Source organism: Streptomyces sp. NPDC111656 (genome assembly GCF_055656965.1).
The window spans coordinates 1-16,047 of sequence record NZ_JBVKCA010000037.1 but is presented as its reverse complement, the minus strand read 5'-3'; the positions used below and the strand labels follow the sequence as shown (position 1 = coordinate 16,047).

General features: G+C 68.7%; 15 protein-coding genes. 11 read left to right on the top strand and 4 right to left on the bottom strand.

What is annotated here, in order from left to right; all coding sequences use genetic code 11:
* The first annotated feature begins 170 nt into the window (after window positions 1-170).
* The 9 genes from ACZ7M3_RS49330 to ACZ7M3_RS49290 all read left to right on the top strand — a co-directional run bounded on the left by ACZ7M3_RS49330 (window position 171) and on the right by ACZ7M3_RS49290 (window position 11,284).
* On the top strand, window positions 171-2,222 hold the full coding sequence (locus ACZ7M3_RS49330; protein WP_472072913.1) for an APC family permease: 2,052 nt from the start codon (window positions 171-173) through the stop codon (window positions 2,220-2,222).
* A gap of 140 nt (window positions 2,223-2,362) precedes the next feature.
* Complete coding sequence (locus ACZ7M3_RS49325; RefSeq protein WP_351316219.1) at window positions 2,363-3,691, top strand: class I SAM-dependent RNA methyltransferase; 1,329 nt, start codon at window positions 2,363-2,365, stop codon at window positions 3,689-3,691.
* A 293-nt stretch (window positions 3,692-3,984) separates the two neighbouring features.
* A complete protein-coding gene (locus ACZ7M3_RS49320; protein ID WP_472072965.1) occupies window positions 3,985-4,887 on the top strand; it encodes a LysR family transcriptional regulator in 903 nt (300 codons plus the stop codon).
* A gap of 252 nt (window positions 4,888-5,139) precedes the next feature.
* Window positions 5,140-6,300 (top strand): CaiB/BaiF CoA transferase family protein, encoded by a 1,161-nt coding sequence (locus ACZ7M3_RS49315; RefSeq protein WP_472072911.1) that lies wholly within the window; start codon window positions 5,140-5,142, stop codon window positions 6,298-6,300.
* A gap of 40 nt (window positions 6,301-6,340) precedes the next feature.
* Window positions 6,341-7,108 (top strand): crotonase/enoyl-CoA hydratase family protein, encoded by a 768-nt coding sequence (locus tag ACZ7M3_RS49310; protein ID WP_472072909.1) that lies wholly within the window; start codon window positions 6,341-6,343, stop codon window positions 7,106-7,108.
* Window position 7,109: 1 nt separating this feature from the next.
* Entirely contained in the window at window positions 7,110-7,856 is a 747-nt protein-coding gene (locus ACZ7M3_RS49305) for an acetoacetate decarboxylase (RefSeq protein ID WP_472072907.1), read from the top strand.
* A complete protein-coding gene (locus ACZ7M3_RS49300; protein WP_472072905.1) occupies window positions 7,853-8,833 on the top strand; it encodes a 3-hydroxyacyl-CoA dehydrogenase NAD-binding domain-containing protein in 981 nt (326 codons plus the stop codon). The genes ACZ7M3_RS49305 and ACZ7M3_RS49300 overlap by 4 nt, the downstream gene beginning before the upstream one ends.
* A 1-nt stretch (window position 8,834) precedes the next feature.
* Complete coding sequence (locus ACZ7M3_RS49295; protein ID WP_472072903.1) at window positions 8,835-10,049, top strand: acyl-CoA dehydrogenase family protein; 1,215 nt, start codon at window positions 8,835-8,837, stop codon at window positions 10,047-10,049.
* 5 nt (window positions 10,050-10,054) lie between these two features.
* The gene (locus ACZ7M3_RS49290) at window positions 10,055-11,284 is read left to right on the top strand and encodes a CaiB/BaiF CoA transferase family protein (RefSeq protein ID WP_472072901.1); all 1,230 of its coding nucleotides are present in this window, start codon (window positions 10,055-10,057) and stop codon (window positions 11,282-11,284) included.
* Window positions 11,285-11,507: 223 nt separating this feature from the next.
* Here ACZ7M3_RS49290 and ACZ7M3_RS49285 read toward each other — a convergent pair whose 3' ends face one another.
* Window positions 11,508-11,684 (bottom strand): hypothetical protein, encoded by a 177-nt coding sequence (locus ACZ7M3_RS49285; protein ID WP_472072899.1) that lies wholly within the window; start codon window positions 11,682-11,684, stop codon window positions 11,508-11,510.
* A 479-nt stretch (window positions 11,685-12,163) separates the two neighbouring features.
* On the opposite strand from ACZ7M3_RS49285, the gene ACZ7M3_RS49280 reads away from it, so the two are divergent.
* Window positions 12,164-12,835, top strand: a complete 672-nt coding sequence (locus tag ACZ7M3_RS49280) for an enoyl-CoA hydratase-related protein (RefSeq protein ID WP_472072897.1) — start codon at window positions 12,164-12,166, stop codon at window positions 12,833-12,835.
* A gap of 164 nt (window positions 12,836-12,999) precedes the next feature.
* On the opposite strand, the gene ACZ7M3_RS49275 is transcribed toward ACZ7M3_RS49280, so the two are convergent.
* A complete protein-coding gene (locus tag ACZ7M3_RS49275) occupies window positions 13,000-13,416 on the bottom strand; it encodes a hypothetical protein (RefSeq protein ID WP_472072895.1) in 417 nt (138 codons plus the stop codon).
* Window positions 13,401-13,679 (bottom strand): hypothetical protein, encoded by a 279-nt coding sequence (locus ACZ7M3_RS49270; protein WP_472072893.1) that lies wholly within the window; start codon window positions 13,677-13,679, stop codon window positions 13,401-13,403. Before ACZ7M3_RS49270 ends, ACZ7M3_RS49275 begins: the two co-directional genes overlap by 16 nt.
* A 160-nt stretch (window positions 13,680-13,839) precedes the next feature.
* Between ACZ7M3_RS49270 and ACZ7M3_RS49265 the strand changes: the two genes are divergently transcribed.
* Window positions 13,840-15,306 carry a WGR domain-containing protein gene (locus ACZ7M3_RS49265; RefSeq protein WP_472072891.1) on the top strand — a complete coding sequence of 489 codons (1,467 nt, stop codon included), beginning with the start codon at window positions 13,840-13,842 and terminating at the stop codon, window positions 15,304-15,306.
* Between the two features lie 3 nt (window positions 15,307-15,309).
* Here the strand turns inward: ACZ7M3_RS49265 and ACZ7M3_RS49260 are convergent.
* Window positions 15,310-16,047 (bottom strand): DUF7134 domain-containing protein (locus ACZ7M3_RS49260; protein WP_472072889.1); only part of this gene is annotated, 738 nt, incomplete at its 5' end.

Sequence of the window (16,047 nt, the reverse complement as noted above, 5' to 3'; positions counted from 1 at the left end):
ATGGTGAGATAAACAAGGGCATAGCGGGATGAACGAGGGCTTTGTCATATAGGCATGCGGATGTGCGGGGCCACGGAATCCGCAACGGGGCCCCTCCCCGTTTTCACTCGGAGAGCAGATGTCGAGCGGCGGGTGGGCGACCCCCCGTTCGAACGCTTACGATCCTCTGCGTGTCCAAACTGACCGACGTGCCCAAACGGATCTTGATCGGGCGCGCACTGCGCAGTGACCGGCTCGGGGAAACCCTCCTGCCGAAGCGCATCGCACTCCCCGTCTTCGCATCCGACCCGCTCTCCTCCGTGGCCTACGCACCCGGGGAAGTGCTCCTGGTCCTCTCCATCGCGGGCGTGTCGGCCTACCACTTCAGCCCCTGGATCGCGCTCGCGGTCGTCGTGCTGATGTTCACGGTGGTCGCTTCCTACCGGCAGAACGTGCACGCCTACCCCAGTGGTGGCGGCGACTACGAGGTGGCCAACACCAACCTCGGCCCCAGGGCCGGCCTCACCGTCGCCAGCGCGCTGCTCGTCGACTACGTCCTCACCGTCGCCGTGTCGATCTCCTCCGGCATCGAGAACCTCGGCTCCGCGATCCCCTTCGTGGTCGAGCACAAGGTGCTGTGCGCCGTCGTCGTCATCGTGCTGCTCACGTTGATGAACCTGCGCGGAGTCAAGGAGTCCGGAAAGCTCTTCGCGATTCCGACGTACGTCTTCGTCGCGGGCGTCTTCATCATGATCGCGTGGGGCGCCTTCCGCGGGCTCGTCCTGAACGACACCATGCGCGCGCCGACCTCCGACTACCACATCAAGGCCGAGCACCAGGGGCTAGCGGGCTTCGCGCTCGTCTTCCTGCTGCTGCGTGCCTTCTCCTCCGGCTGTGCGGCGCTGACCGGCGTCGAGGCGATCTCCAACGGCGTCCCCGCCTTCCGCAAGCCCAAGTCGAAGAACGCCGCGAGCACTCTCGCGGCGATGGGCCTGCTCGCCGTCACCATGTTCTGCGGCATCATCGCCCTGGCCATGTCGACCAAGGTCCGGATGGCTGAGAACCCGGCCACCGACCTGATCCACAACGGCGTCCCGATCGGCTCCGGTTACGTCCAGAACCCGGTGATCTCGCAGGTCGCCGAGGCGGTCTTCGGCAAGGGCAGCTTCCTGTTCATCGTGCTCGCCGCCGCCACCGCGCTGGTCCTGTTCCTCGCGGCCAACACCGCCTACAACGGCTTCCCGTTGCTCGGCTCGATCCTCGCCCAGGACCGCTATCTGCCGCGCCAGTTGCACACCCGCGGCGACCGCCTCGCCTTCTCGAACGGCATCGTCCTGCTCGCGGGCGCCGCCACACTCCTGGTCGTCATCTACGGCGCCGACTCGACCCGGCTGATCCAGCTCTACATCGTCGGTGTCTTCGTCTCCTTCACGCTCAGCCAGACCGGGATGGTCCGGCACTGGAACCGCCACCTGAGCATCGAGAAGGACCCGGCCAAACGCAGCCACATGATCCGCTCCCGCGCGATCAACGCCTTCGGCGCCTTCTTCACCGGCCTGGTGCTGGTCGTCGTCCTCGTCACCAAGTTCACGCACGGCGCCTGGGTCGCCCTGCTCGGCATGGTGATCTTCTACGCGACGATGAGCGCGATCCGTAAGCACTACGACCGCGTCGCGGAAGAGATCGCCGCACCCGAGGGCCCCTCCGACGACAGCGTCCGCCCCTCCCGGGTCCACTCGGTGGTCCTGATCTCCAAGATCCACCGCCCGACCCTGCGTGCCCTCGCCTTCGCCAAGCTGATGCGCTCCGACACCCTCGAAGCGCTCAGCGTCAACGTCGACCCGGCCGAGACCAAGGCCCTGCGGGAGGAGTGGGAGCGGCGCGGCATCGACGTACCGCTGAAGGTCCTCGACTCGCCGTACCGCGAGATCACCCGGCCCGTCATCGAGTACGTGAAGGGCCTGCGCCGGGAGTCCCCGCGCGATGCGGTGTCGGTCATCATCCCCGAGTACGTGGTCGGCCACTGGTACGAGCATCTGCTGCACAACCAGAGCGCGCTGCGGCTCAAGGGCCGGCTGCTGTTCACGCCCGGCGTGATGGTCACCTCCGTGCCCTACCAGCTGGAGTCCTCGGAGGCCGCGAGGAACCGGGCCCGCAAGCGGCAGGAGTGGAATGCGCCGGGTGCGGTGCGCCGGGGTCCGGCGGAGGAGCGCCCGAAGGAGTCCTCGAACACCAAGGGCTGACCGCCCTGCGACCGCGGGGGCTGACGGCTTCGTTGGTGAGCGGCCGGGCAACGTCCACGTAGACTGGTGGGCTGTTGTCCGGCCGTTCGCGGTTCCGCGGCCCCTTCCTCATCCCCTTTCGCATCTGGAGTCACCCCGCCATGCAGGCAGAACCGAAGAAATCGCTGGTGGGGGAGGAGTACGAGGTCGAGATCGGCCCCGTGGCCCATGGCGGGCACTGCATCGCCCGTACGGCCGAGGGCCAGGTCCTCTTCGTCCGGCACGCCCTGCCCGGCGAGCGCGTCGTCGCGCGTGTCACGGAGGGCGAGGAGGGCGCGCGCTTCCTGCGCGCGGACGCGGTGACGATCCTCTCGGCGTCCAAGGACCGCGTCGAGGCGCCCTGCCCCTACGCCGGCCCCGGCCGCTGCGGCGGCTGCGACTGGCAGCACGCCAAGCCGGGCGCGCAGCGCCGCCTCAAGGGAGAGGTCATCGCCGAGCAGCTGCAGCGGCTCGCGGGCCTCACGCCCGAGGAGGCGGGCTGGGACGGCACGGTGATGCCCGCCGAGGGCGACAAGCTGCCCGCCGGCGAGGTCCCGGCCTGGCGTACGCGCGTCCAGTACGCCGTGGACGCGGACGGCAACGCCGGACTGCGCCGGCACCGCTCGCACGAGGTCGAGCCGATCGAGCACTGCATGATCGCGGCGCCGGGTGTGAGCGAACTCGGCATCGAGGAGCGCGACTGGTCCGGCATGGCCTCGGTCGACGCGATCGCCGCGACCGGCTCCCAAGACCGCATGGTCATCCTTGAGCCCCGCCCCGGCGCCCGCCTGCCCCTCGTGGAACTCGACAAGCCCGTCTCCGTGATGCGCGTCGAGGAGCACGACGGCGGCATCCACCGCGTCCACGGCCGCGCGTTCGTGCGTGAGCGGGCCGACGGCCGTACCTACCGCGTCGGCAGCGGCGGCTTCTGGCAGGTCCACCCGATGGCGGCCGACACCCTGGTCAAGGCCGTCATGCAGGGCCTGATGCCGCGCAAGGGCGAGATGGCGCTCGACCTGTACTGCGGCGTCGGCCTCTTCGCGGGCGCCCTCGCGGACCGCCTCGGCGACAAGGGCGCGGTCCTCGGCATCGAGTCGGGCAAGCGCGCGGTCGAGGACGCCCGGCACAACCTCACCGCCTTCGACCGGGTCCGCATCGAACAGGGCAAGGTCGAGTCGGTCCTCCCGCGCACCGGCATCACCGAGGTCGACCTCATCGTCCTCGACCCGCCTCGCGCCGGCGCCGGCAAGAAGACGGTCGAACACCTCTCCTCCCTGGGCGCCCGCCGCATCGCGTACGTCGCCTGCGACCCGGCGGCGCTCGCCCGCGACCTCGGGTACTTCCGTGACGGTGGGTACAAGGTGCGGACGCTGCGGGCGTTCGATCTCTTCCCGATGACGCATCATGTGGAGTGCGTGGCCATCCTTGAACCTGCAGCAAAGGGCCTCTGACCTGCAGCTCTGCAGCTCTTACGGTTCCCATGCGGTGCGGCGGATCGGGACGACCTGTTTTCCAGTGCGCTCGCATATACAGCGTTGCGTCCGGCGGTTCCGCTGGTGCTGTTGATGTGGGTGTAGAGGTCGATTTTGCCGTCGTTGCCGACGGCGCCTGCCTCTTCCGGTCCTCACGGCTTGAGCCGTTCGGCAGTCGGCGCCCGGAAACAGCGCGCACCGCACGGACCGCCGCCTCGAAGTGCCACTCCCGGAAACGGACTGGCGATAGGGGGTAACGTGACTGGGTGGAGATGTTGCATTTGCGATATTTCGTGGCGGTTGCCGAGGAGCTGAACTTCTCCGCGGCGGCCCGCCGACTGCACATGGCCACCTCGCCACTGAGTCAGCGGATCAGGGACCTCGAGCGGGAGCTCGACCAGCGGCTGTTCGAGCGGGACACGCATCGCGTCTCGCTCACGCCCGCGGGGGAGGCGCTGCTGCCGATCGCCCGGAACGTACTGGATGAGATCAACTCCATTCCGTGGCGGCTGCGCGAGGTGACCCGGAGCGAGCGCAGCACCATGTTCGTGGGCATTCCGCCCGGGGTGCACCCCGTACTCAGGTCGCTCGTCGACACGCTCGCCGAGCGCGTCAGCCAGACGTGCGAGCTCCTGCGCTGGCCCGGCAGCTCCAAGGCCCTGGTCGTCGGTGTGCACGAGGGCAGACTCCCGTTCGCGCTGGTGCATCTGCCGATCACTGATCCGGCACTGGAACAGCTCTCCGTCCTGTCGGAGCGGCTGGGAGCGTTGGTACCGGCCGATCGGTTCGCCGGGCGGGACTCCGTGGCGCTGACCGAACTGGCCGACCTTCGTTTCGTCGTCCCGCCCAAGGAGATCGGCCTCGCCTATTTCGATCAGCTCGACCGGGAAATGGCCGAGGTGGGTATCAAAAAACGCATCACCTTGACCGATACCGGGTACGGCGGAGTTGCTGAAATTGTTTCCAGCGGGATTGCCTTCTATTTCACGATAATCGACGCGGAAAGCCCTATGCACGGCTACGCGAAGGCGAACACGAAGGTCCTGCCGTTGACAGATTTCGAGCCACGTCTGGAGACCGTCCTGATCTGGCGCCGTGATCGGGCCCGCGGCGGCGACCTCGACGAACTTGTCGAAACAGCCCGCGAGGTCTTCGGCGCCCCGCTTCACGTCTGAACCGAGTGGCCTGCGCACGTGAGGCACCGTTTCCGCCCTCGTCGCTCAGGAATAACCCTCGAACGCCGGGGATCTGCGCCTCTCACGGTTGAGGCGATCTCCGCCAGGACTCCCCGAATCGCACCCCAGTGGCCACCCAAATCGGTGTGACCGCTGTGGTCACACCGATATTAGCAACTCGATAATTCCGTGATCCGTTATTCGCGGCTAGCGTTCGTTGTCATAGCCAACCAAGGCATGAAAGGACGCGAAATGGCGGACACAGAGACCTCCGGGCCGCTCGCCGGCGTGCGGGTCATCGACCTCGCGACCGTGGTGATGGGTCCGTACGCCGCCCGAATCCTCGGAGATCTGGGCGCCGATGTCATCAAGATCGAATCCCCCACGGACTCCCTTCGGGTGGGTGAGTACCGCAACACCCCGGGCATGACCCCGCTGCACCTCAACGTCAACCGCAACAAGCGCAGCGTGACCCTCGACCTGAAGGACGACAGCGAGCACGCCCAGGCCGTGAAGCTCATCCACACCGCCGATGTGCTGATCACCAACATGCGACCCCGCGCGCTCGCCCGACTGGGCCTGACCTACGAAGACCTCGCCGCCGCCAACCCCGGCCTCGTCTACGCGCAGGCAGCGGGTTTCCGCAGCGACTCGGACCGGGCCGACATCGCCGCCTACGACGAGACCGTGCAGGCCGCCTCCGGGCTGGTGGACATCGTCAACCGCATGCTGGGCGAACCGCTCTACCTGCCGACCATCCTCGCCGACAAGGTCTGCGGCCTGACCATCGCCTACAGCGTGCTCGCCGCCCTGGTGCACCGGGACAGAACCGGCCACGGTCAGCGGATCGAGATCCCGATGACCGACACGATGATCGCCTTCAACCTGGTCGAGCATCTCGCAGGGCACACGTTCGAGCCGGCGTCGGGACCCACCGGCTACCTGCGGTCGCTGGCGGAGCACCACACACCGCGACGCACCAAGGACGGCGTGGCCGCCCTGATTCCGTCCAAGCCGCAGAACTACCGCGACCTTTTCGCTGCCGCAGGCCGTCCCGATCTTGTCGCGGACCCACGGGTCAACGGGGCCGTCGTCGACCCGGTCGACGTCGACGACCTCTCAGTCCTGGTCGACGAGTGCGCCCCGGCCCTGACGACGGCCGCGTGGGCCGAGACATGCGCGAAGCACAGCATCGCGATGGGACCGGTACTGGAGCTGGACCACGCGCACGAGGATCCCTACGTCCGCGAGGGCCACCTGATCGAGACCGTCGTGCACCGGACCGAGGGTCCGGTCCGCACCACCGGGATCCCGGTGAGTTTCTCCGCCACCCCCGCCTCGATCCGCCGCCTGGCTCCCGTGCCGGGCCAGGACACCGCGGAGGTCCTCGCCGAGCTGGCAGCAACCTGCTGAATCCGCTGAGCCCTAACGAAGCATCAGGAGAAACACAGTCATGAGTACCAAGGAAGTGCGTGTCCAGCAGGTGGGCTCTACTTTGCTGATCACGATCGACCGCCCCCAGGCGCGTAACGCGGTGAACGCCGCGGTCGCGGCGGGACTCGCCGCGGCACTGGACCAACTGGAGGCCGACCCCGCGCTTCGGTCCGGTGTCCTGACCGGAGCGCGTGGCACCTTCAGCGCCGGTATGGACCTCAAGGCCGCCCTGATCGGCGAGTCGCCCGCGATCCCGGGCCGCGGGTTCGGCGGCCTGACCGAAGCCGAACTGACGAAGCCGCTGATCGCCGCAGTGGAGGGCCCCGCCATGGGAGGCGGGTTCGAACTGGCCCTGGCCTGCGACCTGATCGTCGCCGCCGAGGACGCGCGGTTCGGCCTGCCGGAGGTCAAGCGCGGTCTGATCGCCGGCGGTGGTGGCGTGATCCGTCTGCCCAAGCGCATCCCGTACCACCTGGCGATGGAGTTCCTGCTGACCGGTGAGCCGGTGAGCGGTGGCCGTGCCGGAGAGCTGGGCCTGGCGAACCGGGTCACCCCGCCGGGCGAGGCAGTGGCCGTCGCCCTCGAGTTCGCCGAGAAGCTCGCTGCCAACGCCCCGCTCGCGCTGGCCACGGTGAAGAGCGTGGTGAAGGCCGCCGAAGGCGTGCCGGAGTCGGACGCGTTCGACGTACAACGCAAGGCGATGGGGACGCTGATGGCCTCGGCCGACGCACGCGAGGGCATGACCGCCTTCGCCGAGCGCCGTGCCCCGCAGTGGACGGGGAAGTGACATGAGGATCGAAGACGTACGCCGTCAGGCCACCACCCCGCTGACCCGCCCGGCGTTTCCTCGCTCCACCGCCAGGTTCACCGACCGCGAGTACCTCAATATCGTCTACCGCACCGACCCTGAGGCGCTGCGGGCCGTCGTTCCCGAGCCGCTGCGGATCGAGGAGCCCCTGGTCCGGTTCGAGATCATGAAGATGAACGACGTCACCGGGTTCGGCCCCTACACCGAGGGCGGCCAGGCGATCCAGGTCGGCTTCGACGGCGAGCAGGGCGAGTACCTGCACGCGATGTACCTCGACAACTTCCCGGCGACCGCGGCCGGACGCGAGGTGAGCGCCTACCCGAAGGTTCTCGGCACACCGAGGCTGTACGTCGACAACGACGTGCTGGTCGGCACCCTCGACTACGGCACGCTGCGGGTCGCCACCGCGACCATGGGCTACAAGCACCACGCGTTCGACACGCACGACGCCGAAGAGCAGATCACGGTGCCGACCTTCATGCTCAAGGCCGTCCCCGGCTACGACGGCGCCCCGCGCGTCCTGGAGCTGGTCCGCACCGAGATCACCGACGTGGTCGTCAAGTCCGCCTACGCCGGCCCGGCCAGGCTGCAGTTGTTCCAGCACGTCCTCGCTCCGCTGGCCGACCTGCCCGTCCTGGAGATCGTCTCCGCCAGCCACATCCTCACCGACCTGACCCTCGCCCCGGTCAAGCCGGTCTTCGACTACCTCGAGGGAGACGCGCGATGACCCACCCGTTCCGTACCGCCGCGGTGATCGGCGCGGGCACCATCGGACTTTCCTGGACGGCGCTGTTCGCCGCACACGGTCTGACCGTCCGTGTCAGCGATCCCCGCCCTGACCTGCCGGAGGCGGTTGCCGAGGCGCTCGCCGCGTTCGGTCCGCACCTGGCCACCCAGGGCCTGGACACCGAAGGCCTCGCCGACCGCGTCCACCTCGCGGCCGACGTCACCGAAGCCGTCCGGGACGCGGACATCGTCCAGGAGAACGGGCCCGAGCGCGTCGAGTTCAAGAAGGAGCTGTTCGCCCAACTGGTCCGGGAGACCCCCGGACACGCACTGCTGCTGAGCTCGTCGTCGGCGATCCCGGCGACCGCTTTCACGACGGACCTCGAGGGCGCCGACCGTGTCCTCATCGGACACCCCTTCAATCCGCCCCACTTGCTGCCGCTCGTCGAGGTCGTACCCGGCGAACGCACCGGCGAGGAGGCCGTGCAGGCGGCCGTCGACTTCTACACCGCCGTCGGCCGCACCCCCGTCGTCGAACGCCGGGAGATGCCCGGCTTCGTGGGCAACCGCCTCCAGAGCGCGCTCAACCGCGAGGCCGTCCACCTCGTCCAGCAGGGCGTGGTGACCCCCGAGGACCTGGACACCGTCGTGACCCACTCGCTCGGCATCCGCTGGGCGACGGTCGGTCCGTTCCTCGGCGGGCACCTGGGCGGCGGGCCCGGCGGCTACCGCCACATCACCGAGCACATCGGCAAGTCCATGCAGCAGATGACCCTCGGTCAGCCCTCGCGGGACCCCGAGGACCAGGAGCGAGTCGTCCAAGCCGTGGAGAAGGCATACGCCTCCACGCCGTACACCGACCTCGCCGAAGCCCGCGACCGCCGGCAACTCGCCGTCCTGTCCGCTCTGGAAGACATCCGCCAGAACGAGAACCAGAACCAGAACCAGCACAAGAACCGGAACGAGAAGGAGAACTGAGATGACCACCGCCGCCGCCCCCGTTGCTCAGCTGGACGACCAGCTCACCGCCGACTTCTACCTGTACGAGTCGCTACTGCCGGACGAGGAGCGCAAGATACTTCTCAAGGCCCGCATGTTCATGCGTGAGGAGGTCAAGCCGCTGGTCAACGACGCTTGGAGCAAGGCCGAGTTGCCTCAGGAACTGATCGAGAAGTTCCGCGGCAGCGGACTGGTCGCCCTGGCCTACGAGGGCTACGGCGAGCACCAGCCGGCCGTCAGCCACCTGCTCAGCGGGACACTCGCCATGGAGCTGGGCCGCGTCGACGCCTCGTGCGCCACCTTCTTCGGTGTGCACAACGGGTTGGGCTTCTACTCCATCTACTACGGCGGCGACCAGGAGCAGCGCGACAGGTTCCTGCCCGCCATGGCCACGATGGAGAAGATCGGCGCGTTCGCCCTGACCGAACCTGACGGCGGCTCCGATGTTTCCGGCGGCATGCGCACCACCGCAAGGCGTGAGGGCGACACCTGGGTCCTCAACGGCGCCAAGAAGTGGATCGGCAACGCCACCTTCGCCGACTACGTGGTGGTCTTCGCGCGGGACGTGGAGAACAACAAGGTCAAGGCCTTCGTCGTCGAGAAGGGCACCCAGGGCTTCGAGCCGGTGAAGATCGAGGGCAAGATCGCGCTGCGGATCGTCCAGAACGCCGAGATCACCCTGACCGATGTCCGCGTGCCGGAGGCGAACCGGCTGCAGAACATGAAGGGCTTCCGGGATGTCGCCGAGGTCCTGCGCCAGACGCGCAGCGGGGTGGCCTGGCAGGCCCTGGGTGTCATGATCGGCGCCTACGAACTCGCACTGGACTACGCCAAGGAGCGCATCGCCTTCGGCCGTCCGATCGCCAAGTACCAGCTGGTGCAGGACCTGCTGGTGAAGGGCCTGGGCAACATCACCTCTTCCTGGGGCATGCTGGTGCAGCTCGCCCGGCTGCAGGACCAGGGCATCTTCCGCGATGAACACTCAGCGCTGGCCAAGGAGTTCGTCGCGGCCCGCATGCGGGAGGTCGTCGCCTGGAGCCGCGAGATCTTCGGCGGCAACGGCATCCTCCTCGACTACGACATCGCCCGATTCTTCTCCGACGCCGAGGCCCTCTACTCCTACGAGGGAACCCACCAGATGCAGACCCTCATCGTCGGCAAGTCCATCACCGGCCACAGCGCCTTCGTGGGGTGACGCATATGACCACCGAATCCGTCTTCACCGGCCTGAAGGTCCTCGACGCGTCGACCTTCATCGCGGCGCCCGCCGCGGCAACCATGCTCTCCGACTTCGGAGCGGACGTCATCAAGATCGAGCCGCCGGGGACGGGCGACCCCCAGCGGCGGCTGAGCTTCGTGCCGCCCAGCCCTCGGGCCGAGGCCAACTACGGTTGGCACCTCGCCAACCGCAACAAGCGGGGCATGGTGCTCGACCTGAAGTCCCCGGCCACCACCGAGGTCCTCAAGCGGCTCGTCGAGTGGGCCGACGTGGTGATCACCAACTTCCCGCACGGCACGCGCGAGAAGCTGCACCTCGGCTACGAGGAGGTCTCGGGCTGGAACCCGCGGGTCGTCTACGCGGACCTCACCGGCTTCGGTGATGCCGGCCCCGACGCCCGGCAGCCGGGCTTCGACCTGACCGCCTTCTGGTCACGCAGCGGACTGCTGGCCTCCACCCGGGACGCGGGAGCCCCGCCGACGGTGCCGGTCTGGGGCAGCGGCGACTACACGACGGCGGTCGCCATCTACGCGGCGATCGTCACCGCCCTCTACCACCGCGAGCGGACGGGACAAGGGGCCAATGTCGGAACGTCGCTGCTCGCCGCGGGCGTCTGGGCCACGGGGACACTGGTGGCCGGCGCCCTCGCCGGCGGCACGCCGTTCGAGCTGCACGACCGCAACGCGCCGGTGAACGCGCTGACCAACCCCTACCGGACCGCGGACGGCCGGTGGATCATGCTGGCGACCTCGGCCGTGCACTGGCCGGCACTGTCGCGGGCCATCGGACGCCCCGAGCTGATCGAGGATCCCCGTTTCATGGACGGAGAGAGCGCCGCAAAGAACGCCACCGCGCTCAGCGAGCTGCTCGACGCGGAGTTCCGCTCCCGGCCCTTTGCCGACTGGGAGGACGCCCTGGCCCGGGAACGCGTCACCTACAGCCTCATCCAGACACCGGAAGAGGCCGCGCGGGACCCGCAGCTGCGCGCGAACGACATTGTCGTACCGCTGGAAGGGGTCAGCGGGCTGGAGTACACCGTCAGCAACCCGGTCAGCCTCCGAGGGGTGCCGAAGGTCCCGGCCAAGCGGGCCCCGGAGCTGGGCGAGCACAACGGCGAGATCCTCGCCGAGCTGGGGTTCGCTCCCGCCGACATCGTTCTGCTGCGCGCCGAGGGAGCGATCCCCGGCAGGCCGGAAGCGGAAGCCGCGTGACGAGCACGGCGCCCCGAAGCGGCCGGTGTCACGCGCCACCAGCGCCGCGATGGCACGAGACCCAGCTGACCGACAGGGCCGGCAGGAAGAGCCGACGGCACCTCCCCGCACGATGAGGCGGCGAGGTGCCGTTGCCGTGGGCACCGACGCCTCGCACCCATGACCGCACACCGAAAGCCGCGACGCCCGCGGCGGCACCTGCCCTGCCTGTGCCTCTCCTCGCCTACCTCTGGAGCGTCCTCAATGAGGGGCTCAAGAGTGCCGGGACCAGTCGGTTGATGAGGGTGGTGACCTCGGCTTCCAGATCCCGGACGATCGTGGTGAGCTCTCGACAGCGGGCCAGTAGTTGCCTGGCCAGGCGTGCGACGAGGCCGTTGCGGCCGTCGAGGAAGGCTGCCACGGAAGTAACCGCCCTGCCGCAGCTTGGGATGGCCAGTTCAATCGCTCCCGCGCGGGTGTCCCACTCGCGCGAACGATAGTCCCCGGAGGGGGCAACCCTTGTCTGGAGCGGTCATCGTGCTGATCTCCTTCGGGCTTCGACACCTCGAAGATCAGCCGGTGGCCGTTCGTCGATGCGGTCCTCACTCTGACGCCGGAGCAAACCCCCGGATCAGGCCGGCGTCCGGGCTGAGGGTGTTGCAGCCCGTCGGCGAAGCCGACCTCTCCCCATACCGCCGAACCAGAGCTCCCGTATACCGCCGAACCAGAGCTCCCGTGCACCCTGGCACAATCAAGCAGGTGACCGAGGGCATGGGTTTGACTGCTGCGGTCATACCGGTGGAAGCGATTCGGTAATTCCGTCCCGCGCGGGAAGCGCGCAGGGTGGAGTCATCGAGTCCGACTTCGCCGTGGGGTCGGCACTACCCCCAGGAGCAGCGCATGCCTACCCTCCACCGTCAGGAGAACGTCTTCGTACTCGATCTCGGAGACGGCGAGAATCGCTTCCACCCCGACTGGCTCGCCGCCGTCGACACCGCTCTGGACGAGGTGGACAAGGCAGAAGGGCCACGGGCCCTGGTGACCGCCGCGACGGGCAAGTTCTACTCCAACGGCCTGGACCTGGAGTGGCTGAGCGCCCACCCCGACCAGCACGAGAGCTACACCACCTCTGTCCACAAGCTCTTCGCCCGCGTGCTGTCTCTGCCGGTGATCACCGTGGCCGCCCTGCAGGGGCACACCTTCGCCGCCGGTGCGATGCTCTCCCTCGCGCACGACTTCCGTGTCATGCGCGCGGACCGCGGCTTCTGGTGTCTGCCCGAGGCCGACATCAAGATCCCCTTCACTCCCGGCATGTGCGCCCTGATCCGGTCCCGCCTGGCGCCGCAGACCGCGCACGAGGCCATGGTCACTGCTCGCCGCTACGGCGGGTCGGATGCCGCCGCCGTGGGCATCGTCGACCAAGCGGTCGCCGAGGACGCCGTGCGCTCCACGGCCATGACGATCGCCGAGGCACAGCTGAGCAAGGCCGGCGACACTCTCGGCACCATCAAGGCACGCATGTACGCCTCGGTCCTGGCCACCCTGCCCCGCACGGACAGCCGGGCCGACTGACCCAGGACGCTCACGAAGCCCCCCCAGCGGCGCCCCCCATGGCCTCCACCAACCCCCAAGCGCTACGTCAATACCGGACCCGTTGACCCCGGATACGCCAGCGCAGGCTGCGGCCACTACGGCTCATGCGGGCCGAGGCCGCGTTCGAGGTCGTCGGCTGACCGTCACCGGTTCCCGTAGTCCTCGACCAGATTCGCGATGAGCGAGAGCAGGGCGTCGGCCCGGTGTCGAACCTCACGTTGGTTGCGCAGGGCCTCGTCCACCGCACGGAGTCGGGCGAGGGCGGTCGGCTCGCGGTCCTCCACGTCGAGGATCACCGGCTGGGTGACCAGATCCAGACACTCGGTGAGCAGCCGTCGGGTGGCGTCGGACGGCGGGTCGGCATCGGGGGCGGCGAATCCGATGGTGAGGTAGCGCGCGGGATCAGTGAGGCTCCACCCGGCGACTGTGCCGTGCTGGACGAGGAGCGCCACATCGGGCGCGATGCCGACGCGGGCCTCCAACGGCTCGTCGAGGACGTCGAGATCGCGCAGGCCGGTCAGCACGGCATCCCCAGGGGTGCGGTTTACAGCACCGCGCACATCTCCAGCCGGAAGTCCCGGACCTCGTGGGCGCGAAGCCCAGCCGGGCGGACCAGCTTCCGGTCGGCCGGTTCGAAGCGGAGGACGTCCGGGTTGTCCCACCGCCATTCCTGGCTGCCGAAGGTGTCCGTGCGGAACCGCTCACGTTCCTTCGCGTCCACGTACCGCCCCACGTCCACAGAGTCGCTTGTGAAGCGGGGGGTGATGCGCAGCGGATCGTCCGTCACCGTCGCGCGCCACTCGTTGTCGAAGGTCAGATTCATGGTCAGCGCTGCCTCATTTGATCTGTACGGCGCGGCATGAATCCGTCCTTGCCTGCGCAAGGACCCTGGCCCGGACCGTCGTTGTCAGTGGTGGCCATTAGTTTGGAGTCACTGGAAGACGGCCGAAGCGGCCGACCGGGCCTTTGGGGAGGGGTGTGCTGTGTCCGCTGCGCAGGCACGACAGTCGGGGAACACGACGTATCTGGAGCTGTCCCAGGAGAGCGGCGGTGCCCACAAGTTCTACGAGGTGACCGTCGAGGGGACCACCGTCTCCGTGCGGTACGGACGGATCGGTGTGGACGGGCAGCGTCAGACCTCCGCGTTTCCGACCGTCGAGAAGGCGAACGCGGCGGCGGCGAAGAAGATAGCGGAGAAGGTGCGCAAGGGGTACGCGCCCGCCGTCCAGGGGCGGCGCGCGGCCCGGCCCGTGACGCGCCGTCAGGTGACGTCCGCCCCGTCCACGGCGCGGGCGACGGCGCCGGTGCTGTGGCGGTTCCGTACGGGCGCCTCGGCGTTCGGCATCCATGTCGACGAGGACCGCTGCTGGGTGGGCAACCAGCACGGCAGCGTCTACAACCTGAGCCACGACGGTGAGGTGTTGGCGCACTACTCGCTGCCGGACGGTGTGAAGTGCCTGGTGGCGGACGACTTCTGGATCTACGCGGGCTGTGACGACGGCCGGGTGTACGACCTCTCCTCGAAGGTGCCGTTCGCGGCCTACGAGATAGCGGCCGAGGTGGACATCTTCTGGCTGGACATTCACGCGGGCGTGCTGAACGTCTCCGACCGCAACGGCGGTCTGACGGTCATCGACCACGAGGACGAGCTCCAGTGGTCGCGCAACTCGTCCGGGGACAACGCGTGGATGGTTCGGGCCGACGACCACGCCGTGTACCACGGGCACAGCCGCGGTGTGACGGCGTACGCGGCGGACGGCATCAGCCAGCTCTGGCACACCGCGACCAACGGCAATGTGCTCTTCGGATGGCAGGAGGAGAACGCCGTCTACGCCGGGACGGGGCGGCGGGTCGTTCAGCGGCTCGCCAAGTCCGACGGGCGGATCGAGGCCTCCTACTCGTGCGACGCCGCGGTGTACTCGTGCGCCACGTCCCCCGGCGGGCGGTACGTCTTCGCGGGCGACTCCGCTTCCTCCGTCTACTGCTTCACCGCCGACGGCTCCCGGCTGTGGAAGCTTGGCACGGGCGGCGGTTCGGCGCTGTCCATGCAGTACCACGACGAAAGGCTGTACATCGTCTCCACGGACGGTTCGCTCGCCTGCATCGACGCGAGCGAGGCCGCGATCAACGCCGCCCAGTCGGGCACCGTCCCGGTCGCCGCGGACATCAAACTGGCGGCCGCCCTGCCGACGTACGCACCGCTGACCACCGCCGCCTCCGTCGCCACGGTCAGCGCCGTCCCCGCGCCGGGGAGCGGGGTCGTCGTGGAGTGCACTCAGGAAGGAGGCCGAGTGCGCGTGCACGTGGTCTCCGAGGGCTATGAGCCGAGTTGGAACGTCCAGTTCCCGCGTGCGATACGCCAGCCCGGCGCCCGCTACGTGGTGGACGCGCTGCACTCCTCGGTGGGTGGCTTCTACCGGGTGCGCGGAGAGATCAGGCGTCTGGTGTGACGCTCACCGACCAGAGCGGGACGGCTGCCGGTCCGCCCGCGACCAGCGGGCCCAGGAGCCACCGGACCAGGTAGGGGGAATCCTTTGCTGCGGTGTCAGGGGGTGGTAGGGGGTGTTGGCATGGTGCAACAGGCCGACGGTGGTATTGAGTTCACGGAGCGCCGAGGACGTGGTGTCGGCGAGGACGGCCGTGGACACCATCAGCGCCGAGACACCGAAGAGGCCGATGCGCGCGGTCGTCCGGCTGGTACGGATGGCCGGCCAGTACAGCGCGATCATCACCGGTCCGAGCAGCAGCGGTGTGATCGGACGGCCCGCCACGGTGCCGATGTTGACGCAGGCGGTGGTCACCGCGACGACCGTACGGGGGTGACTGCGCCGCCACCACAGGGTGGTACAGGCGACGCCTTCCAGGAGGACGGCCGACCACCACTCGACCCGCTCGTCGGAGGGCTTCGAACTGCTCCATTCGCTGCCTACCACGGAGAGCGCGAAGACCGCCAGGATGACCATCGCGTTCACGGCACGGGGATGGTCCTCGGCGAACCGCTGCCAATGGGTGATCACCGAGAGGGTTTCCTGTCGGATGCCGTGACCATGGCGGGTGCGGCGACCCTGGTGGGTGACGTCGCCGACGAACGGCCCGGAGGGCCGCCCGTGCTCGGCACGGGCGGCCCTCCGGTACACGGGACGGTCAGACGCGGGCCGATTCCCGTGCGGCCGGGTCGTTCTGCGCCGGGG